General features: G+C 59.9%; 18 protein-coding genes. 15 read left to right on the forward strand and 3 right to left on the reverse strand.

All coding sequences use genetic code 11. From position 1 onward, the window contains the following. Positions 1-291: 291 nt before the first annotated feature. The 6 genes from Q0Y02_RS05530 (at position 292) to Q0Y02_RS05555 (ending at position 8495) form a co-directional block, all read left to right on the forward strand. Positions 292-1365, forward strand: a complete 1074-nt coding sequence (locus Q0Y02_RS05530) for an efflux RND transporter periplasmic adaptor subunit (RefSeq protein WP_297765527.1) — start codon at positions 292-294, stop codon at positions 1363-1365. Next, on the forward strand, positions 1365-4433 hold the full coding sequence (locus tag Q0Y02_RS05535; RefSeq protein WP_297765529.1) for an efflux RND transporter permease subunit: 3069 nt from the start codon (positions 1365-1367) through the stop codon (positions 4431-4433). The genes Q0Y02_RS05530 and Q0Y02_RS05535 overlap by 1 nt, the downstream gene beginning before the upstream one ends. Positions 4434-4766: 333 nt before the next feature. Beyond that, the gene (locus Q0Y02_RS05540) at positions 4767-5747 is read left to right on the forward strand and encodes a calcium/sodium antiporter (RefSeq protein ID WP_297765531.1); all 981 of its coding nucleotides are present in this window, start codon (positions 4767-4769) and stop codon (positions 5745-5747) included. 31 nt (positions 5748-5778) lie between these two features. Beyond that, positions 5779-6909, forward strand: coding sequence for an AI-2E family transporter (locus Q0Y02_RS05545; protein ID WP_335626170.1), 1131 nt, complete (start codon positions 5779-5781; stop codon positions 6907-6909). Further along, a complete protein-coding gene (locus Q0Y02_RS05550) occupies positions 6906-7652 on the forward strand; it encodes a hypothetical protein (protein WP_297765533.1) in 747 nt (248 codons plus the stop codon). Before Q0Y02_RS05545 ends, Q0Y02_RS05550 begins: the two co-directional genes overlap by 4 nt. 108 nt (positions 7653-7760) lie before the next feature. Further along, positions 7761-8495: a hypothetical protein gene (locus Q0Y02_RS05555; protein ID WP_297765536.1), complete on the forward strand. Its 735-nt coding sequence runs from the start codon at positions 7761-7763 to the stop codon at positions 8493-8495. A 127-nt stretch (positions 8496-8622) separates the two neighbouring features. Here Q0Y02_RS05555 and Q0Y02_RS05560 read toward each other — a convergent pair whose 3' ends face one another. After that, the gene (locus Q0Y02_RS05560) at positions 8623-9570 is read right to left on the reverse strand and encodes a pirin family protein (RefSeq protein WP_297765539.1); all 948 of its coding nucleotides are present in this window, start codon (positions 9568-9570) and stop codon (positions 8623-8625) included. A 77-nt stretch (positions 9571-9647) separates the two neighbouring features. Here Q0Y02_RS05560 and Q0Y02_RS05565 point away from each other — a divergent pair, with 77 nt between their 5' ends. The 5 genes from Q0Y02_RS05565 to Q0Y02_RS05585 all read left to right on the forward strand — a co-directional run bounded on the left by Q0Y02_RS05565 (position 9648) and on the right by Q0Y02_RS05585 (position 14120). Then, the gene (locus Q0Y02_RS05565) at positions 9648-10034 is read left to right on the forward strand and encodes an OsmC family protein (protein WP_297765542.1); all 387 of its coding nucleotides are present in this window, start codon (positions 9648-9650) and stop codon (positions 10032-10034) included. A gap of 62 nt (positions 10035-10096) precedes the next feature. After that, a complete protein-coding gene (locus Q0Y02_RS05570; RefSeq protein ID WP_063510004.1) occupies positions 10097-10381 on the forward strand; it encodes a pyrimidine/purine nucleoside phosphorylase in 285 nt (94 codons plus the stop codon). 25 nt (positions 10382-10406) lie between these two features. Beyond that, positions 10407-11309, forward strand: coding sequence for an alpha/beta hydrolase (locus Q0Y02_RS05575; protein WP_297765551.1), 903 nt, complete (start codon positions 10407-10409; stop codon positions 11307-11309). Positions 11310-11482: 173 nt separating this feature from the next. After that, on the forward strand, positions 11483-12565 hold the full coding sequence (locus tag Q0Y02_RS05580; RefSeq protein ID WP_297765554.1) for a patatin-like phospholipase family protein: 1083 nt from the start codon (positions 11483-11485) through the stop codon (positions 12563-12565). A gap of 280 nt (positions 12566-12845) precedes the next feature. After that, positions 12846-14120 carry an MATE family efflux transporter gene (locus Q0Y02_RS05585; protein ID WP_297766139.1) on the forward strand — a complete coding sequence of 425 codons (1275 nt, stop codon included), beginning with the start codon at positions 12846-12848 and terminating at the stop codon, positions 14118-14120. Positions 14121-14249: 129 nt separating this feature from the next. Here the strand turns inward: Q0Y02_RS05585 and Q0Y02_RS05590 are convergent, their stop codons facing one another. After that, positions 14250-15176 carry a sterol desaturase family protein gene (locus Q0Y02_RS05590; protein WP_297765557.1) on the reverse strand — a complete coding sequence of 309 codons (927 nt, stop codon included), beginning with the start codon at positions 15174-15176 and terminating at the stop codon, positions 14250-14252. A gap of 122 nt (positions 15177-15298) precedes the next feature. Here Q0Y02_RS05590 and Q0Y02_RS05595 point away from each other — a divergent pair, with 122 nt between their 5' ends. The 4 genes from Q0Y02_RS05595 (at position 15299) to Q0Y02_RS05610 (ending at position 18851) form a co-directional block, all read left to right on the forward strand. Then, the gene (locus tag Q0Y02_RS05595; protein WP_297765560.1) at positions 15299-16321 is read left to right on the forward strand and encodes an AraC family transcriptional regulator; all 1023 of its coding nucleotides are present in this window, start codon (positions 15299-15301) and stop codon (positions 16319-16321) included. Between the two features lie 218 nt (positions 16322-16539). Further along, positions 16540-17520 carry a nitronate monooxygenase family protein gene (locus tag Q0Y02_RS05600; RefSeq protein ID WP_297765563.1) on the forward strand — a complete coding sequence of 327 codons (981 nt, stop codon included), beginning with the start codon at positions 16540-16542 and terminating at the stop codon, positions 17518-17520. A 249-nt stretch (positions 17521-17769) separates the two neighbouring features. Then, entirely contained in the window at positions 17770-18219 is a 450-nt protein-coding gene (locus tag Q0Y02_RS05605) for a glutaredoxin family protein (protein ID WP_297765566.1), read from the forward strand. A 29-nt stretch (positions 18220-18248) separates the two neighbouring features. Then, the gene (locus Q0Y02_RS05610; RefSeq protein ID WP_297765570.1) at positions 18249-18851 is read left to right on the forward strand and encodes a glutathione S-transferase family protein; all 603 of its coding nucleotides are present in this window, start codon (positions 18249-18251) and stop codon (positions 18849-18851) included. A 157-nt stretch (positions 18852-19008) separates the two neighbouring features. On the opposite strand, the gene fghA is transcribed toward Q0Y02_RS05610, so the two are convergent. Continuing rightward, complete coding sequence (fghA, locus tag Q0Y02_RS05615) at positions 19009-19854, reverse strand: S-formylglutathione hydrolase (RefSeq protein ID WP_297765574.1); 846 nt, start codon at positions 19852-19854, stop codon at positions 19009-19011. Between the last annotated feature and the right edge of the window lie 10 nt (positions 19855-19864).

Below are 19864 nucleotides of genomic sequence, written 5' to 3' on the forward strand. Positions count from 1 at the left end.
AGCCTAAGGCGAACTGCACCGATCCGGCGCTTGATGGTGCAGTTCGCCTTAGGCTCAGTGCACCCTACGCAATCGGCGTTGGTGGTCAGGGAGTCAGGGTTAAGGTCCCATCATCCGGAAGAAGATTCCGCAGCAACATTGCGGCTGCGTTAAACCTGCTGCGTCCCTACACAAAGACACCACAGTCATTTCAGGTCAGAATCCGGTAGGGTTTTGAATAGGTTTCACGACGCAGCGGCAAGTTGTGTGATAATTGGTACTGATGAGTACCGTAGGGCTGGGAGAGCACGCATGACACGTTTCTGGGCACTGGTTGGCCTGTCTCTGGTGATGGCGGGATGTGGCGATGAGCCGCCGGCGCAGGCGCCTTTACCGCAGCCGGTGAAGCTGTACACGGTGAACGGTGACGGTGCCGGGCAACTGCGCCATTACCCGGGGCGGGTGGTGGCCACGGAAGGGTCGCAGCTGGCGTTCCGGGTGTCCGGGCAGCTGGTCAAGCTGCCGGTGCGTGCCGGTGAACAGGTGAAGAAAGGGCAGTTGCTGGCGGCCCTGGATCCGGCGGATTTCAATAACCAGCTGGCCGATCGCCAGGCCCAGTACGATCTTGCCGAGAGCCAGTATCAGCGGGCGATCAGCTTGCGTGAGCGCGGGGTGATTTCCGAAGCCCAGTTCGACGAGTTGCAGGCCAAACGTCGTCAGGCCCGGGCCGCCCTGAGCATGGCCCGTGACAATGTGGAATACACCCGGCTGAAGGCGCCCTTCGCGGGCACCGTGGCGCGCACCGAAGTGGAGAATTACCAGTTTGTGCAGGCCAAGGAGCCGATTCTCTATTTGCAGGGTGATGACAACATCGACATCGAGTTCGCCGTCTCCGAACGCTTCTTTACCAACCTGCGTAAAGGGGGGGAGGACTACCAGCCTACGGTGCGCTTTGAAGGAGCGCCCAACCGCACCTTCAAGGCCAGCTACAAGGAACACGAAGCCAGCGCCGATGCGCGCACCCAGACCTACAACATCACCCTGACCATGGCCAACCCGGAAGGGCAGGTGGTGCTGCCGGGCATGAGCGTGGACGTGGCCATTGATCTTAGCCAGATTCGCAAGGCGGCTGACGAGCGCCTGCAGGTGCCGGTGGAAGCCGTGTTCAAGCAGGATGGCAAGGAGGGCGCCTTTGTCTGGCGTTATCAGCCGCAGGACGATATCGGCACGGTGTCGGCCGTGTCGGTCACCCTGGGGCAGGTCGTCGGTGAAGGCGTGGAAATTCTTGATGGCCTGAGCAGCGGAGACCGGGTGGTGAGTGCCGGCGTCCATCATCTGGAAGAGGGGCAGACGGTACGTGAGCTGGTGAAAGAGCGGGGGCTGTAATGAATATCGCCGCATACAGCATTCGCCACCGGGTGGTGAGCTGGTTATTCACCCTGATTCTGCTGGTGGGCGGGATCGTCAGCTTTTCCCGCCTTGGCCAGCTGGAAGACCCGGAGTTCACCATCAAGACCGCCATGGTGATTACCAGCTACCCGGGCGCGTCGCCGCGTCAGGTGGAAGAAGAAGTCACCTTGCCGGTGGAAATGGCCATTCAGAACTTGCCCTACGTGGATTACGTCACCTCCATTTCCAGCAATGGCTTGTCCCAGGTGCAGGTGGAAATGAAGCCCACCTACCGGGCCAGCCAGCTCAAGCAGATCTGGGACGAGCTGCGCCACAAGCTCACTGACCTGCAGCCGGAGCTGCCTCCGGGCGTCGGTACCATTCAGGTGTTGGATGACTTCGGTGATGTCTACGGCATTTTGATGGCGATCACCGGAGACGGTTATCGCTACCAGGAAATGCAGGATTACGCCGACTACCTGACCCGTGAGCTGGTGTTGGTGAAAGGCGTGGGCAAAGTCGTGGTGGGCGGCCAGCGTCAGGAGCAGGTGCTGGTGGAAATTTCCCGCACCCGGCTGGCGTCCCTGGGCATCAGCCCGGAGCGGATCTTTTCCCTGTTGCAGACCCAGAACACGGTGAATCCGGCCGGCAAGGTGCGGGTCGGGGATGAGTACATTCGCATCTACCCCACCGGTGAATTTCCTACCGTACAGGACATGGGCGATCTGTTGATTTCCGATCCGGGCGCCGATGAGCTGGTCTACTTGCGTGATGTGGCCACCATTGAACGGGGCTATGCGGAAGTGCCGGACCACCTTTATCGCTTCAACGGTGACGCCGCCCTGACCCTGGGGATTTCCTTCTCCACGGGGGTCAATGTGGTGGAAGTCGGCGCGCGGGTGGAGCAACGCCTGGCGGAGCTGGAATACCAGCGGCCGGCGGGCATGGCACTGGCCACGGTGTACAACCAGCCCGAGGAAGTGGATAGCTCGGTGGGCGCGTTTCTGCTCAATCTGGGCGAAGCCATTGCCATCGTCATCGCCGTGTTGCTGGTGTTCATGGGAGTGCGTTCCGGTCTGTTGATGGGCGGCGTACTGCTGCTGACCATCCTAGGCACCTTTATCGTCATGAAGGTGCTGGCCATTGATCTGCAACGGATTTCCCTGGGGGCACTGATTATCGCCCTGGGGATGCTGGTGGATAATGCCATTGTGGTCACCGAGGGCATCCTGGTGGGCATGAAGCGGGGCATGTCAAAACTGGAGGCGGCGGTGGATATCGTCCGCCAGACCATCTGGCCGCTGCTGGGCGCCACGGTGATCGCCATCATGGCGTTCGCGCCCATCGGCCTGTCCGAGGATGCCACCGGGGAATACACCAATACCCTTTTCTGGGTGCTGCTGATTTCATTGCTGCTCAGCTGGATCACCGCGGTGACCCTGGTGCCGTTCTTCGCGGACCTGTTTTTCTCCGACAAGGATGTGGGCGGTGCTGGCGGGGAGGCCGAAGATCCCTACAAGGGCAAACTGTTCGTGATCTATCGACGCCTGCTGGACCGGGCCATTCATCACCGGGTGCTGACCCTGTCCGGCATGGGCATTCTGCTGGTGGTGGCAGTGGTGGGCTTCGGGGCGGTGAAACAGGCCTTTTTCCCGCCCTCCAATACGCCCATGTTCCTGGTGGATTACTGGCTGCCCCAGGGCAGTGACATCCGTGCCACCCGCGAAGCAGTGGAGCGCCTGGAATCATCGCTACTGGACATGGACGAGGTCACCGGGGTGACCAGCACCATCGGCCGTGGGGCCGAGCGCTTCATGCTGCCCTACAACCCGGAGAAGAGTTACCCCAGCTATGCCCAGCTGATTGTTCAGGTGAGCGAGCGCGAGCAGATTGATGCGGCCCTGTCCGCCACCCGGCAGCTAATTGGTGAGGAGCATTTGCAGGCCTTTGCCAAAGTGAAACGGCTGATGATCGGTCCCAGCCCGCCGGCGTCCATCGAGGCCCGCTTCAGCGGCCCGGACCCACAGACCCTTCGCGAGCTGGGCCTGAAGGCCCAGGCGATCATGCGCGAGGATGGTGGCCTGGAAAGCATTCGCCATGACTGGCGCCAGCAGGAAAAAGTGATTCGTCCCCAGTTCCAGGAGGCACAGGCGCGCCGTGCCGGGATCAGCCGGGAAGATCTGGATAATACCCTGGCGTTGAACTTCAGTGGCCGCAATGTGGGCCTCTATCGTGACGGCAGTCAGTTGCTGCCGATTGTCGCCCGCCCGCCGGAGAAAGAACGACTCAGCGCCGATAATCTTAATGATGTGCAGGTGTGGTCGCCGGTGTACACCACCTATATTCCCATTACCCAGGTCGTGTCCGACTTCCGCACCGAGTGGGAGAATGCGCTGATCCTGCGGCGCGATCGCAAGCGCACCCTGACCGTGCAGGCGGAGCCGGATGTGCTTGGCGATGAAACCGCCGATCAGGTGCTGCGCCGGATTCGCCCGGCCATTGCCGAGCTGGCATTGCCGCCGGGGTATTCACTGGAATGGGGCGGCGAGTACAAGGCATCGAAGGATGCGCAGACGGCGGTATTCGGCAGTTTGCCCATGGGCTATCTGTTCATGTTCATTATCACCATGCTGTTGTTCGACTCCCTGCGTCAGCCGCTGGTGATCTGGGCCACGGTGCCGCTGGCCATCATCGGTGTGACCCTGGGCTTGCTGCTGCTTAATGCTCCCTTCGGCTTTATGGCGTTACTGGGCTTTCTCAGCCTGTCCGGCATGCTGGTGAAGAATGGCATCGTGCTGGTGGAACAGATAAAGCTGGAGATGGAAACCCTGGAGCCCTTCGAGGCGGTGATGACGGCTTCCATTTCCCGGGTACGACCCGTGTGCATGGCGGCAGTAACCACCATCCTCGGCATGATCCCGCTGTTGTTCGATGCCTTCTTCGAATCCATGGCGGTGGTGATCATGTTCGGCCTGGGCTTCGCCACGATTCTGACCCTGATTGTGGTGCCGGTGCTTTATACCCTGGCCTATGGCATCAAGCCGGGGAGGGAGGAGCACGTGTGAAGGAGTTGCAAGTTGAAAGTTTAAAGTTGCAAGGCGCGGTAGGGCTGGGTGCCACCTGACTCAGGCCCTGCCCGCGATTGCCGGTAATGTGGCTGCGAAAACCATCCGGCAGAGTTTGTAATTGTAAAGGCCGCGCTCAGTGACATAGCGCGGCCTTTACGGTTTTATTGGGGCAAGCTTAAAGCGCGGCGCAGGCGCTGATCGTCTGGCATCTGCCCTTTCCCGCGCCTTGCAACTTTAAACTTTCAACTTGCAACTCACAGACAGGTGCCAGCCTTCCCGCTCTCTGCCACAATGCCCGCCTGACACGATTCACTACCCCAAGGAGTCCCCATGTTGCTGGCTATTGCCGCCGTGATCGCTGGCCTGATTGTGCTGGTGTGGAGTGCTGACAAGTTTGTGGAAGGCGCGGCCGGTACGGCGGCTCATGCGGGTATGCCGCCGCTGCTGATCGGCATGTTGATCGTCGGTTTCGGCACCTCGGCACCGGAGATGGTGGTGTCGGCCATGGCCGCCCTGGATGGCAACCCCTCGCTGGCACTGGGTAATGCCTATGGCTCCAATATTTCCAACATTGCGTTGATTCTCGGGGTGGTCGCCGTCATGAGCCCCATCGCGCTGAATTCTGCGGTTCTCAAAAAAGAGCTGCCGGTGCTGACGCTGGTGACGTTGCTGGCGGGATATCAGTTGCTGGATGGCAGCATTTCCCGGGTGGATGCCTGGGTGTTGCTTGCCGTGCTGGGGCTGCTGATGGGCTGGTCTATTTATGCTGCCATGAGCGGCAAGGGCGATGTGTTGGCCGGGGAAGTGGAAACCGATCTGGCCGAGCATCCCCTGCCATTGAAAACCGCCCTGTTCTGGTTGGTGGTGGGCCTGGCCCTGCTGGTGGCGAGTTCCCGGCTGCTGGTGTGGGGGGCAGTGGATATTGCCCAGTCGCTGGGGGTCAGTGACCTGGTCATCGGTTTGACCATTGTGGCGATCGGTACCTCGCTGCCAGAGCTGGCCTCAAGCATCGCCGCAGTGCGCAAGGGCGAGCACGATATTGCCTTTGGGAACGTGCTAGGCTCGAACCTGTTCAATACCCTGGCGGTCGTCGGCATCGCCGGTGCCATCCAGCCCATGAGTGTTGAGACGGTGGTGCTGCAGCGAGACTGGAGCCTGATGATGGTGCTGACCATGGCTCTGTTTGTGATGGGGTTTGGTCTGTGGGGTCGCAAGGGGCAGATTACCCGCGGCAATGGTATCGGTCTGCTGCTGGTCTTTGTGGCCTATATGAGTTACCTGGGCGGTGGCGTGCTGATGGCTGCCAGCTGAACCAGCCAGTGAATTTGCAGAAAGGGAATGGATGGCGATGCAGGATACGGATATATCGGTAAAGCTGGAGCGGGGCACGTTTCTGTTTACGCTGGTGGCGGTCAGCGTGGCGTTCGCGTTGTTGCTGAAACCCTTCTTCGCCCCCATTTTCTGGGCCTGCGCCATTGGTGTGATTTTCTACCCGTTCCAGAAACGCCTGCTCGCCAAGTGGCCCCACCGTCGTAATCTGGTGTCCCTGTGCACCCTGTTTTTGTGTGTGGTGCTGGTGGTAATTCCGGTACTGGTGGTGGCGTCCTCTTTTGTCACCGAAGGCGTGTCCCTGTTCCAGAAAGTGCAGAGCGGCGAGCTCAACCTGGCCGACTATGTGGATCGCATCAAGCAGGCATTCCCCTGGCTGCAATCCGCTGCCGAGCGTTTCGATATCGATCTGGAGCGGATCAAGTCGCAGACCGTGGAAGCCTTCACCGGCGCCGGCCAGTTCCTGGCCAAGCGCGCCCTGGCGGTGGGCCAGAACACCTTCCAGTTTTTCCTTAATCTGGGCTTGATGCTGTACCTGGCGTTCTTCCTGATTCGCGATGGCGATGCCATGGTCAGTATGCTGATCCGCGCTCTGCCCCTGGGCGACGAACGTGAAAAACTGTTGTTCGCCAAGTTTGCCGAAGTGACCCGCGCCACCATCAAGGGCAACCTGCTGGTCGCGGCCACCCAGGGTGCCCTGGGGGGGCTGATCTTCTGGTGGCTGGGCATCCCCGGTGCCTTGCTGTGGGGGGTGGTGATGGCGGTGCTGTCATTGATTCCCGCGGTGGGGGCGGGTCTGATCTGGCTGCCGGTTTCACTCTACCTCTATGCGGTGGGTGATATATTGAATGCTACCATCCTGGTGCTGTTTGGTATTTTTGTCATCGGGCTGGTGGACAATATCCTGCGTCCGATCCTGGTGGGACGAGACACCAAATTGCCGGACTATGTGGTGCTGTTTTCTACCCTGGGCGGTCTGGCCATGTTCGGCATCACCGGTTTCGCCCTGGGGCCTCTGCTGGCTGCCCTGTTTGTGGCCTTCTGGGGCATTTTCATACGCGAATTCAATGAGGGTGAAAGCCCCGCCGCCCTGCTGGAACAGCAGGGCAGCAGCGAGGAGTCACCCGGGAGTGAGGCATCATGATTTTCTTGCGTCTGGTATTGGCGGCGTCCGTGGCGGGCCTCTCCACCTTTGGCTGTGATGAGGAAGACGACGACGGCCTGTTTTCCGACAACGCCAGAATCTATTTCCATAACCAGCTGACCCAGGTGGGTGGCGGCAGCGAAGATGACGTCACCGTGGACCTGTTCGTGGACAACCAGAACAGTCCGGTGCAGGACGATGTGGGCTACACCATTACCGGCAATGTCAGCGCCGAATCCATCGAGCTGGATGACGACAGCGAGTCGCTGTCGTTCGATGCCCGAGGCAGCAGCTCCGGCAGTACCCTGGTCAACGGTCCCCTGAATCGCACCCTGACAGCGGGTGATCGTTATACCGTGGTGCTGATGGGCGACACCACCCTGGACAACCGCCAACTGCGCACCTACCGGCACCAGCAAATGACGGTAACCAGCGGCCAGATCCGGGTGCGCTTCATCAATACCCTGTCGCGCCTTTCCGGCGATGAGCTCAGCGTTGTTACGCCGGGCGCTGCCGGCCAGTCGCTGGTATCCGGTCTGGAGTATGCCGAAGGCAGCAACTATGTGTCGGTCAATGCCAGTGGCACCCTGGAGGTGACGGTCAATAACGAAACCCAGGGCCTGGAGATCGACCAGGTAAGCTGTAGCGTCAGCAGTGGCCGTAGCTACGATGCCATCATTGCCTACCGTCGTTTCGACAGCGACGATGATCAGATCGCCCTGTTCTGCCAGCCGTTCAACTGAACGGCTGGAACTTCCCCCTTTCGAACCCCTCCAAACTGCCAACTGTTACCAAAAAAACACCGCACGCCGTGGTAATTCTGGCGGCGGTAATCTATTCGGGAGAAAACAATGAAAAAGCTGGGTTTGCTGGCTATGGCCGGGGTTGTGGTGTTGTCCGGTTGCGGTGGCGACAATGATGAGGTGGAGGATCTGCTGCGTGACCCTTCCGGACTCTTCTTTCATAACCAGTTGGCGGGAACGACAGCGGCCGATACCACCGTAGACCTGGTCGCCCGCAACAACCTCTCTGAGCCATTGTTTGAAAATCGCCAGTATTCCACCACCGAGCAGGATGGCGTGGCCTTCAAACTCAACGCAGATGTCGAGAGTGTTGTATTCGATGTGAATAACGACACGACTACCCTGGTGGATGACCAGTCTTTAGAGTTGAAAGCCGGACAGAGCTACACCCTTGTATTGATGGGGCAGGTTAGTGGCACAGGTGGCGCCGATCCAATTCTGAGAAATTACCAGCAGAGTGTGGCAGCTGTATCTGACGGTGAGGTCCGGATTCGATTGATTCATGCGCTTTCAGGATTAAGCGGACAGCCTTTGACTGTATCTGTCGGTGGTGACGCCCTGGTTGATGGCTTTATTTTTGGTCAGGCGACTGACTATGAAACCGTTGTCCCTGCTTCTGACGAGACATTGGAACTGAATGTTTTCCGTTATGCGATGTGGAGCGGTGTGGATCAGGTTGATTGTGAGATCGAGAAAGGAAAAAGCTATGACGTCATCATCACTCACCCGGCGTATGACAGTGAAGTCGTAGAGATATTCTGCCAGCAGGTGCGCGGGTCTTGATAATGGACTGGTGTTCCCATTCCAAAGAGTGAAATGAATTTGGCGGGCCGTCGTAGGAGCTATGCTTGCATGGCGAACATGTTGAGCGGTTCGCCATGCGAGCATGGCTCCTACGGGCCAATTTGCATCATTTAAGCCGTACCGACGGGTCCAGGCTGGGTGCCTTCAGGGGCTTGCCCTGATAGGCCTCTACATCGCCGAACCGTTTGTTGGGCCAGTCATTCCAGTCCGCAATGGCTGTTTCCAGGCGCGCCTGATCCCTGCCCACGAAATTCCACCACAGCAGTACCGGCTGCCCCAGGGGCTCGCCGCCCAGCAGCATCACCCGGCTGCCGGCCCTCAGGGTAAGCGTTAGGTGGTCCCGCCCGCACCCCAGGTAATACAGCTCGCCGACCTGCAGGGTTTCCCCATCCACCTCGGCGCTGCCTTCGTTGATACACAGTCCCAGCTCGAAGTCCGCAGACAGCGGCAAGGTAAGGGAGCAGGCGTCTTTCGCCACGATATCGGCCCCGACAAGGGGGGAGAACACCTGGGCGGGGGAGCGGCGGCCATCCAGTTCGCCCACCACCAGGGTGATATCCGCACCATCCTGATGCCATTGCGGCAGATCGGTGTGATGGCTGAAGGCCGGGTCGGTGTCTTCGTGTTCGGCGGGCAGGGCGATCCAGAATTGCAGGCCGTGCATGGCGCCGCTGAAGCCGTCAGGGCTCTCCTCGGAGTGACAGATGCCATGCCCGGCGGTCATCAGGTTGAGCTGGCCGGGGCGGATTTCCTGTTCATAGCCCAGGTTGTCTTTATGCAGCAAGGCGCCCTCGAACAGCCAGGTGACGGTCTGCAAGCCGATATGGGGATGCGTTCCCACATCGACGCCATTGTCGGCGGCCAGTGAGGTGGGGCCGATATGATCGAGAAAACACCAGGGGCCAATCAAACGTTGATCGCGACTGGGCAGGTGACGAATGATCGGCAGGCCGCTGCCGAGAATGCTTTTGCGTGAAGCTACTGCCTTGAGAGTGGGTTTGCCGGCAAGGTTGGGGCATTCCACCATCTCGCCGCTGGCATTGGTGTTGCTCATGGCCGCCTCCATGGCATAGTCATTGAACAAGGGTTTTCAGTATGAAAGCGGCGGACGATAAAGAAAAGGAGAGCGCAATGGCGCGAGTACAGGTACATAGCGTTGAGAAGTATGTGCAGCAGATTGATGCCCGGCAGCATCGGCTCAGTGCTGATGAAGGGGAGAGCCTGGGCGGCAGTGACAGCGGCCCCAACCCCTACGAATTGTTGCTATCCGGACTGGGGGCCTGCACCTCCATCACCTTGCGCATGTATGCCGAACGCAAGGGCTGGGAGCTGGGCGAGATCCAGGTGGGGCTACACTTTTATCGGGATGATGCGGGCAAGGAATATATCGATCGTACCCTGACCTGCAGCGGTGAGCTGAGTGAGGAGCAGCGCCAGCGCCTGCTGGAGATTGCCGGCAAAACCCCGGTCACCAATACCGTTCGCCAGGGCACCCCGATCGCCACGGATTGGAAATAAGCGGCACGGCACCGCGGGTTTTGGCATACTCGCGCCTCCATTGACTCAGCGGAGGCCCTTGCATGTTCAAGGTCAACGAATACTTCGATGCCAAGGTGGCATCCATTGCCTTTCAAGCCGAAACGAAACCAGCCACCGTCGGCGTTATGGCGCCGGGCGATTACGAGTTCGGCACCAGCGAGCACGAGACCATGACGGTGGTAAGCGGCGCGCTGACCGTGAAGCTGCCCGGCGCTGCCGACTGGCAGACATTTGCTGCCGGTGACACCTTTGAAGTGGTGGCAGACAGCCGTTTTCAGGTAAAGGTGGAAGTGGATACCGCCTACCTGTGTCTGTACGGCGAATAACAATACGGAAGAACGGGGGAGCGGGATGCCTTTATTTCCTGCCAGGGACGGCCAGTCGCTGCATGTGAGAATTCTGGGGCGTGGCCAGCCGGTGCTGATGCTGCACGGGCTGGGTATGCAGGGGCGCGACTGGCTTCCCTTTGTGCTGCCATTCCTGCGTCGTTACCAGTTCTACATGCCGGATCTGCGCGGGGCGGGACATTCTGCCTCTGCCCGTTTCAATCAGCCGGATGTCTTCCATAACCACATGCAGGACATGGAAGATCTGGTGGCTCATTTCGGCCTGCAGGATTTCCATCTGGTGGGCTATTCCCTGGGCGCCACCACCAGCCTGCACTGGCATGCCCACGGGGATTTCTCTGCGGTGGGCCGTTATCTGCATATTGATCAGACGCCCTGCATCGCCAATCAGCCGGACTGGGCCCATGGCCTGTTCGGTGACCGTCAGGAACACTTCTTCTCGCAACTGCGGGACTTGTTGGCATTGCTCGAAGGCGCGCCGGATCACGGGCGAATCGCCAATCTGGCCGCCGGGGTCCGCGAGGCAGTGCTGCGTCAGCTGACCCATATTCTCGCCCAGGTGGCCGGTCGCCCCGAGTTGCATTCTGCCTTTCGAGCCACGTCCCGCTGGTCCGGGCTGTGGGCTCGCCTGCTGCCGGTGGCGGAGCTGGCGGATATCCGTGCCTATCTGCAGGCCTACCTGTCTGGCAGCCATGATTATCGGCCCACGGCGGCGGATTTTCCGGTGCCGGCCACGGTGATTACCGGCGCCCGCTCCCCCCTCTATCCCGCCGAAGGTCAGGCGGCCTTTGCCGAATTGATCGGTGCCCGCCATGTGGTGCTGCCGCGTTCCGGTCATGTGCCGTTGATGAGCCAGCCGTTGGCGTTTACCCGGGCGTTTGGCGAGTTTCTGGCAGGCAAGGAGTGAGGGTGAGAATGGATGCGGCACAAGCCTTCCTGTTGCCGAGGGGCATTGAGCCCAGGCCAGGCAGCAATCCGTCTGCTTGCGGCCGCGTTCACTAATAGCGGAATGCAATTTCGGAAATCTGCCAATAGCGGGTAGGATGCATAGCTTTCCTGAGCAGGTTTCGGAGAGAACAGGTGGTCGCCATTCACAGCAAAGCCCCGGCCTTGACGTTACGCGCGGGCACCGACGCTATTGCCCATTTGCGCGAATATGGCCTGCGTGCCGAGGATGTGGACATTGTTCCCGGTGCGGCCGGTGGGCCCAAGGCGTTGGGCATCAACGGGCTGGACCGGGCGGTTTTCGGTGACTTTCTGCCCCGGGCGCCTCGCCGTCGTACCCTGATTGGTGCCTCTATCGGTAGCTGGCGCTTTGCCGCCATCGCCATGGGCCAGGATCCGGCCCAGGGGCTGGCGCGGTTGGCGGAGCTCTACACCCGCCAACGTTTTCCCAAAGGCATTACCGCAAAAGAAGTCAGCCATCGCTGTGCGGCCATGCTCTCCGAGCTGCTGCAGGACCGCGACCAGCACATTCTGCATAACCAGGACTACCGGCTGGTGATCGTGGTGATTCGCAGCCGCGGGTTGATGGCTCGCAACGGCGGTCTGGGGCTGGGTCTGGGCCTGGCCGGGCTGATTGGCACCAACTTTTTCAGCCGCCAGGCCACCGGCCTGTTCATGGAGCGCGGGCTGGTCTACCCGGATGGCAGTGACTTGCCGGTGGGGCCGCTCAATGATTTCACCACCCACCATATTTCCCTGCGGGCGGAGAACCTGCGCGCGGCCCTGCTGGCCAGTGCTGCCATTCCCATGGTGCTCGATGGGGTCAGCGAGTTGCCCGGGGCCCCGGACGGGGTCTATCGGGACGGCGGCATGCTCGACTACCACCTGGACCTGCCTTACCAGAGCGCCGGGATTGTCCTCTACCCGCACTTCACCGACCGGGTGATCCCCGGCTGGTTCGACAAGCCCCTGCGCTGGCGCAACGGCGACCCCAAGCGCCTGCGTCGGCTGTTGCTGGTGTCGCCCTCCCGGGAGTACCTGGCCAGCCTGCCCCACGGCAAGCTGCCCGACCGCACCGACTTCAAGCATTACCTGGGTGATGATGCTGGCCGTGAGGCCTACTGGCGCAAGGCGGTGGGTGAGAGCCAGCGGCTGGGCGATGAATTCCTGGAGCTGGTGGAAAGCGGCAAGCTGATGGATCGTATCCAGCCGCTTTGACAGCCAGTGAACAGTTAACAGTGAATAGTAAACAGCGACACAAGGCAGTGTTGCTTCCTTCAACGTATCAGATCGTGCTGAACATCAGGACGCGGCCGCATACGTTTAAATTCAAAGCAGGCCCTGATCGCGCAGCTGTTAACTATTCACTGTTAACTGTTAACCAAACCCCTGCTAGTCTCACCTGACCTGGAATCATCACCAAGGTTGCCCATTGTCCCAGACCGCTCCTCCCTCCACCCTCTCCCTCGTCCGCCAGCTCTGGCAGCAGACCTGGCCCATGGCGCTGGGGGTCATGTCGTTACTCGGGTTCTACCTGGTGGACAGCATCTTTGTGGCGCGGTTGGGGACAGCGCCGCTGGCAGCGCAATCGTTTACCTTTCCACTGGCGTTTCTGGTGATCGGCGTGCAGGTGGGGATCGGCATTGCCATCGCCGCGCTGATCTCCCGGGCCATCGGCGCCGGCCAGCAGGACCAGGCCAACCGGCTCGGTGCCCTGGTGCTTACCGGTGGTGGCCTGATGCTGGGAGCCCTGGTGTTGTTCCTGTGGTTGATTCAGACCCCGGCGTTCACCCTGATCGGTGCCAGTGAGGCCATTCGCGAACTGATTCGCCCCTACTGGGCGATCCAGGTGCTGGCCATGTGGGTGGGCGGAGTACTCTACTTCGGTTACAGCCTGTTCCGGGCCCACGGCAATACCCGCTTTCCGGGCCTGATGATGGTGCTCACCAGCCTGCTCAACCTGATGCTGGACCCGCTGCTGATCTTTGGCGCGGGTGACTGGGACGGCTTCGGCCTGCCGGGTGCGGCGCTGGCCTCCCTGCTGGCCTTTGCCATCGGCCTGGGCATTCTGGTGCTGGCCCTGCGCGGCAAAGGCTGGGTGCAGCGCCATGGCATGCTGGTACAGATGCGGGTGTCCGCCTGGCCGTTCGCGCAGATTGCCGGCCCGGCCATGATCAGCCAGTTGATGCCGCCACTGGCGGCCATGCTGGCCACCGCCCTGGTGGCCCGGGCCGGTGACCAGGCGGTGGCCGCCTGGGGGATGGCCAGCCGCCTGGAAAGTTTTTCCATCGTGCTGGTGCTGGGTATGACCATGGCCCTGCCGCCCTGGCTGGGCCGTTGCTACGGCGGCAACGACTGGGAGACAGTGCGCCGCCTGATGCGCGTGGCGGCGGCCATGGTGATTGGCTGGCAGGTCTTGTTGGGACTGGTGATGGCCTTGCTGGCGGCGCCGCTGGCCAGCCTGCTGGTGGAGACGGCGCCGGTGCAGGCCTACCTGGCAGTACTGATCCGCTGGCTGCCACCCAGCTATGGCCTGCTCGGCATCTGCATGCTGGTGGTCTCCGCCAGTAATGCCCTGGGCTGGCCCATGCGCGCCATGCTGATTTCCTTCCTGCGCCTGTTCCTGTGCTACCTGCCCCTGTTGTGGCTGGGCTACCAACTGGGCGACTTCGGTGGCCTGGCGTTGGGGGCGGCGTTTGGCAATCTGCTGGCGGGGGTGATGGCGTGGGGGTTTTATCAGCAGGCGCTAGCGACGGCAGTTAACAGTGAATAGTTAACAGTGAACAGCGACGCGAGTGGGCGCTGTTTTTTCTGGAACGCATGAGGCCGCGCTCAATGGTTGGGCGCGGCCTCATGCGTTCAAATCCCTGTTGGCGCTATTCGCGCAACTATTAACTGTTAACTATTCACTGTTTTCCCTTTCCCACTCCGGCGGCTTCCAAAGATGTTTCAACCGCTGCCCGATAGAGCCGCTTTTTTTCATGTCGCGAAACATGTCCACGTATTCATGACACCAGGCTACCAGCAGGTTGTTGCTGTACACCGGGCGGGTGATGCCGTATTCCACCGGCTCTTCGTCCCGCTCCGGGGTGAAGGTGCCGAACAGGCGATCGAAGACGATGAAGACGCCGCCGTAGTTGGTGTCGATATAGTCCGGGTTGCGGCCGTGGTGGACCCGGTGGTGGCTCGGCGTGTTAAAGACGTACTCGATGGCCGGGTGCAGCCGTTTCACCAGGGTGGTGTGGATAAAGAACTGGTAGACCAGTGACAGGGCGTAGCAGACCCCGATCCACACCGGGTTGAAGCCGACAAAGGCCAGCGGTACATAGAACAACCAACCGCCATTGAAAATGTTGGTGGCGTTCTGGCGCATGGCGGTGGAAAAGTTCATCCGCTCGGAGGAGTGGTGAGTCACATGGGCGGCCCAGAACCAGCGCACCCGGTGTGAGGTGCGGTGCATCCAGTAGAAGCAGAAATCGGTCAGCACCCACAACAGAGCCCCGGTGAACCAGGTCAGCTCGATATCCAGCAGCCGGTGGTGGTAGGCAAAGGCATACACCGGGAAGGCGATCAGGCCGGCGAACAGCAACTCGGTAGTCTGGTAACCGGCACCCAGCATGAAATTACGAATGGATTCCCGGGTATCCACCAGCTCGGCATTGTGACGGATCTTGAGGAACTCCCACAGGAACACGCCAATAAAAAAGGGCGTGGCCACCATGAAGATCAGTTGCCGTTCGTCCAGGGCCAGCCAGGGAGCCACCGTTTCCCACAGCGGGGCCAGGCCGCTGTTCTGCCACACGCTGTTGAACCAGTCCATCAGAGCCATGGGCACCGTTCCCGTTGTGATTGATGAGGGAATCATTGTGCGATGGAGGGGCGGGTTTGTATTGACGTTCCATGCCGTATTTTTGACAATCTATGCCATCGGACAAACGGCGGGAGAGGATCATGGCCACAGCCATGCGTGTGACCGGAGCCTGGGTGCAGCTGCTCACGGACTGGCTGGACCGGGAAAACCTGCCGGCACCGGCTCTACGCACCGTGCTGGACAGTCGCAGCCCGGCGGACCTGGTGCCCCTGCCGCTGTGGCGTGACCTGTTACAGCAGGCGGTGTCGCTGCGACCGGACCAGGTGGCGCCGGGCCTGGCCATCGGCGCCATGGTGCAGCCCCGCCATGTGGGCATGCTCGGCTACCTGATTCTCACCTGCCGCACCCTGGGCGAGGCCATGCAGGCGTATCAGCGATACGAGACGCTGTTTTACGGCCGGGACATGGTGGAAGTGTTGGGGGCGGGGGAGCAGATCCAGGTGCGCTGGCCCGCGGAAGACTCCGTGGGGCAGCTGGCGGATACCGTGGCCATCGCAGCGCTGATTACCTTTCTGCGCCGGCTGGTCGATGACCCACCCTCACCGACATCGGTGTCCTTCGTGTTTTCATCGCCATCGGAGGAAGCCTGCCAGGCCTATGAGGCGTTCTTTGGTTGCCCGGTGATGTTTTCCCAGTCCCACACCTGCGTCAGTTTCCCGATTCACTTTCTTGCCATGCCGCTGCCGCACAGTGATCCCAGCATGCGTAATCTGCTGGATCGACAGGCCCGCGCCATGTTGTTGGCGCTGCCGGACTCCGACAGTTTCGACCGGGCCCTGCAGCAGGCCATGGTGAGACTGATGCCGGAGGCGACGGTAACCCTGCCGCGCCTGGCTGCAGAGCTGCACATGTCTGTGCGTACCTTGCAACGGCGCCTTGCCGAGCGACAACTGACCTGGCGGGAGCTACTTGATCGCACCCGTGAGCAACTGGCCCGTCATTATCTGGCGGAACCCTCTCTGACCCTGGGTGACATCGCGCTGTTGTTGGGATTTTCCGAGCACAGCGCCTTCAGTCGCGCCTGGCGGCGCTGGACCGGCAGCTCGCCGGGCAAGGCCAGAAAAGCCCTGGCGAGTGCATACAAAAGCGATATTGCTGTCTAATCCATGCGCATTGATAGTTTTCCTTTATGAAAATGGAAAGCGTTATAAAACAGCAGCTTGGTGGCTGATCCAGGGCCAGTGCTATCCAAAATTCCCGAGGGGGTGAACATTCCTGTCATTGCTGCAAAATAGTGGCCTTGAGTACGTTGGCGCCATCCAAACGCCCCGTGGAGCAGGTTCTGTGGGGCTGGCCTGAATTCAGTAAAGGGACCCCATTCATGAAGACACGTATTACCGAATTACTGGGCATCCAGTATCCGATTGTGCAGGGCGGCATGCAGAATGTGGGCTATGCCGAACTGGCGGCGGCGGTATCCAACGCTGGCGGCCTGGGTATCATCACTGCCCTGACCCAGCCCACTCCGGAAGATCTGGACAAGGAAATCAAACGCTGCAAGGAAATGACCGACAAGCCCTTCGGCGTCAACCTGACCATTCTGCCGACCATCAAGCCGGTGCCCTACGAGGAATACGCCCGGGTGATCTGTGAAAACAATATCTCCGTTGTGGAAACCGCTGGCCGCAACCCGGAACCCTTCATGCCTCTGTTCGAAGGCGCCGGTGTAAAGGTGGTGCACAAATGCACCTCCGTGCGTCACGCGCTGAAGGCAGAAAAAGTGGGGGTGGCTGCAGTCTCCGTGGACGGTTTCGAATGTGCCGGTCACCCGGGGGAGGACGACATCCCCAATCTGGTGTTGCTGCCGGCGGCGGCCAAAGTGATCAAGATTCCCATGCTGGCGTCCGGCGGTATCGGTACCGGTGCACAGATGGCGGCCTGCCTGGCGCTGGGTGCGGACGGCATCAACATGGGCACCCGTTTCCTGGCGTCGAAAGAATCGCCAGTGCATGAAAACATGAAGCGTGCCATTGCCGAAGCGTCCGAGCTGGATACCGCCCTGATCTTCCGTCCGTTGAAAAATACCGCTCGCGTTTTCAAGAATGCGGTTGCCACCCAGGTCAACGAGATTGAGCGGGAAAAGGGGCAGGGCATGAAGTTCGATTACATCCAGGACCTGGTCGCGGGCGTGAAAGGCAAGGCGGCACTGACCTCCGGTGAAATCGATGGCGGCATCTGGACCTCCGGCATGGTTCAGGGGCTGATCGACAGTTATCCCAGCTGTGCGGAAATTATTGATGACATCATCAGCGAGTGCGTGGGCACCATCAATCAGCGCCTTGCGGGTTTTATCAACGACTGACTCTTCCCGGTTTTAGTCTCGCTCTCCCGAGCCATAGCCAGGGCAATGCCCTGGCTTTTTTTTGATGCTCGTGGCCGTAGGGTGGATTAGCCGAAGGCGTAATCCACCAGCCAGCCGCCTCCAATCACCCCACCGCTCAATGGTGGATTACGCCTTCGGCTAATCCACCCTGTGCTATGCCTGTCGCCTGTGCGGGTTTCTCGGTGTGAGATTTGACGGTAAGCTGACCACGCAAAAGGAGGGGGGGTCATGAAGGGATGCATAGCGTTACTGCTGTTTGCCAGTGCCATGCTGTTGGCAGGACAGGCCTGCGCAGAGATCTATACCTGGACCGATGCGCAGGGGCGTGTCCATTTTGGTGACAAGCCTGCCGACAATGACCGGGCACAGGCCGTCAACGTCCGCATCAATACATTCGAGAGCGTGACCTACGAAAGCCTCGGCAAGGGCGTGCCGGAGCCGGCAGCGCGTGGTGCCAGGGTCATCATGTATGCCACTCAGTGGTGCGGGGTGTGCAAGAAAGCCCGTCGTTACTTCAATGACAATAATATCCCCTTTACCGAATACGATATTGATAACGATCCGAAAGCCCAGGCACGATTTGACGCACTGGAAGGCAAGGGGGTCCCCGTTATTCTGGTGGGCAAGCGACGGATGAACGGTTTCAGTGCCGAAGGGTTTGAAAGGATATACCGGTAATACGTCTCTCTCTATCACAAGGAAAAGTGATGTTTACGCTTTATGAATTTGCCTCGTCCGGCAACTGCTACAAGCTGCGGCTGGCCATGGCCCAGTTGGGAATACCCTTTCGGCGTATCGAAAAGGATATCACCCGCGGTGAAACCCGCACCGCAGAATTTCTCGCCATCAATCCCAATGGTCGTATACCTGTATTGGTGACACCTGATAACAGGGTGCTGCCCGAATCCAGTGCGGCGCTCTGGTATCTGGCCAGAGACAGTAAACTGATGCCCGTGGATGCGTTTCAGCAAGCCCAGATATTGCAATGGATGTTTTTCGAGCAATACAACCACGAGCCCAATATCGCCACCTCGCGCTACTGGATTCATGTGCTGGGAGAAAAGCAAAAATACGCTGAGGCACTGACGGAAAAACAGCAGAAAGGCCATGACGCCCTGAGTGTTATGGAAACCCATTTGTCAGAGCGGGACTTCTTTGTCGGCAGTGATTATTCCATTGCCGATATTGCCTTGTATGCCTACACCCATGTGGCCGGGCAGGGCGGTTTTTCTCTGGCGAATTATCCGGCGATTCGTGCCTGGCTGAAACGGGTTGAACAGCAACCGGGTTACGTTGCCATGGAAGCGTGAGAATCCACAACAGCGGATGACCAAGCGGTAGAACGGTAGGGTGGATTAGCCGAAGGCGTAATCCACCATCGACCTGCGCCGTGGTTTGGCGGTGTCTGGCTGGTGGGTTACGCCTTCGGCTAACCCACCCTACGTGATGGCGCTCTGCTCGAAAGATTTATTGCGTCAGGTGGTGGAAGTGATATTTCAGATGATCGTCAATAAAGCTGGCGATAAAGAAATAGGAATGGTCATAACCGGGCTGCATGCGCAGGGTGATTGGCACGCCGGCTTCCTCGCAGGCGGCGCTGAGAGCTTCTGGTTGTAGTTGACCGTCGGTGTAGAAGTTATCCGCATCGCCCTGGTCCACCATCAAGGCCAGGTCGCTGCCATAGGCCTTGACCAGCTCGCAGGCATCCCAGGCTTTCCAGCTTTCCTGATCATCACCCAGGAAACCGTTCAGGGCTTTTTTACCCCAGGGGCATTGCATCGGGTGGCTGATCGGCGCGAAGGCGGAGACCGAGGTGTAGCGCCCCGGGTTTTTCAGGGCGCAGATCAGGGCGCCATGGCCACCCATGGAATGGCCGCTGATGGCCTCGCGACCATTAAGGGGGAAATGGTCACGCAGCAGTGCCGGCAACTCATCGATCACGTAGTCGTACATGCGGTAGTGCTGGCTCCAGGGGGCGCGGGTGGCGTTCACATAGAAACCGGCACCAGAGCCGAAATCATAGCTGTCGTGCTCACCGGGCAGATCGGTGCCGCGCGGACTGGTGTCCGGGCAGACCATGGCCAGGCCCAGCTCGGCGGCGGTGCGTTGAGCGCCGGCTTTTTGCATGAAGTTTTCATCGGTACAGGTAAGGCCGGACAGCCACCACAGCAGAGGAACGTGGTTTTCATCGGCGGCCGGTGGCAGATAAATGGCGAAGATCATCTCGCAGTTGAGTACCTGACTGCGGTGCTTGTAGCGTTTCAGCCAGCCACCAAAGGATTTGGTGGCAGAAACCAGTTCGATATCAGACATGATTTATCCT

This window comes from uncultured Alcanivorax sp., from assembly GCF_947258575.1.
Taxonomy (GTDB): domain Bacteria; phylum Pseudomonadota; class Gammaproteobacteria; order Pseudomonadales; family Alcanivoracaceae; genus Alcanivorax.

Coding starts and splice junctions, on each gene's coding strand:
- Q0Y02_RS05575 (WP_297765551.1), top strand. CDS start 10,407: ATGCCTTTATTTCCTGCCAGGGACGGCCAGTCGCTGCATGTGAGAATT.
- Q0Y02_RS05555 (WP_297765536.1), top strand. CDS start 7,761: ATGAAAAAGCTGGGTTTGCTGGCTATGGCCGGGGTTGTGGTGTTGTCC.
- Q0Y02_RS05535 (WP_297765529.1), top strand. CDS start 1,365: ATGAATATCGCCGCATACAGCATTCGCCACCGGGTGGTGAGCTGGTTA.
- Q0Y02_RS05590 (WP_297765557.1), bottom strand. CDS start 15,176: ATGGCTCTGATGGACTGGTTCAACAGCGTGTGGCAGAACAGCGGCCTG.
- Q0Y02_RS05600 (WP_297765563.1), top strand. CDS start 16,540: ATGAAGACACGTATTACCGAATTACTGGGCATCCAGTATCCGATTGTG.
- Q0Y02_RS05565 (WP_297765542.1), top strand. CDS start 9,648: ATGGCGCGAGTACAGGTACATAGCGTTGAGAAGTATGTGCAGCAGATT.
- Q0Y02_RS05610 (WP_297765570.1), top strand. CDS start 18,249: ATGTTTACGCTTTATGAATTTGCCTCGTCCGGCAACTGCTACAAGCTG.
- Q0Y02_RS05585 (WP_297766139.1), top strand. CDS start 12,846: ATGGCGCTGGGGGTCATGTCGTTACTCGGGTTCTACCTGGTGGACAGC.
- Q0Y02_RS05595 (WP_297765560.1), top strand. CDS start 15,299: ATGGCCACAGCCATGCGTGTGACCGGAGCCTGGGTGCAGCTGCTCACG.
- Q0Y02_RS05605 (WP_297765566.1), top strand. CDS start 17,770: ATGAAGGGATGCATAGCGTTACTGCTGTTTGCCAGTGCCATGCTGTTG.
- Q0Y02_RS05560 (WP_297765539.1), bottom strand. CDS start 9,570: ATGAGCAACACCAATGCCAGCGGCGAGATGGTGGAATGCCCCAACCTT.
- fghA (WP_297765574.1), bottom strand. CDS start 19,854: ATGTCTGATATCGAACTGGTTTCTGCCACCAAATCCTTTGGTGGCTGG.
- Q0Y02_RS05570 (WP_063510004.1), top strand. CDS start 10,097: ATGTTCAAGGTCAACGAATACTTCGATGCCAAGGTGGCATCCATTGCC.
- Q0Y02_RS05545 (WP_335626170.1), top strand. CDS start 5,779: ATGGCGATGCAGGATACGGATATATCGGTAAAGCTGGAGCGGGGCACG.
- Q0Y02_RS05540 (WP_297765531.1), top strand. CDS start 4,767: ATGTTGCTGGCTATTGCCGCCGTGATCGCTGGCCTGATTGTGCTGGTG.
- Q0Y02_RS05530 (WP_297765527.1), top strand. CDS start 292: ATGACACGTTTCTGGGCACTGGTTGGCCTGTCTCTGGTGATGGCGGGA.
- Q0Y02_RS05550 (WP_297765533.1), top strand. CDS start 6,906: ATGATTTTCTTGCGTCTGGTATTGGCGGCGTCCGTGGCGGGCCTCTCC.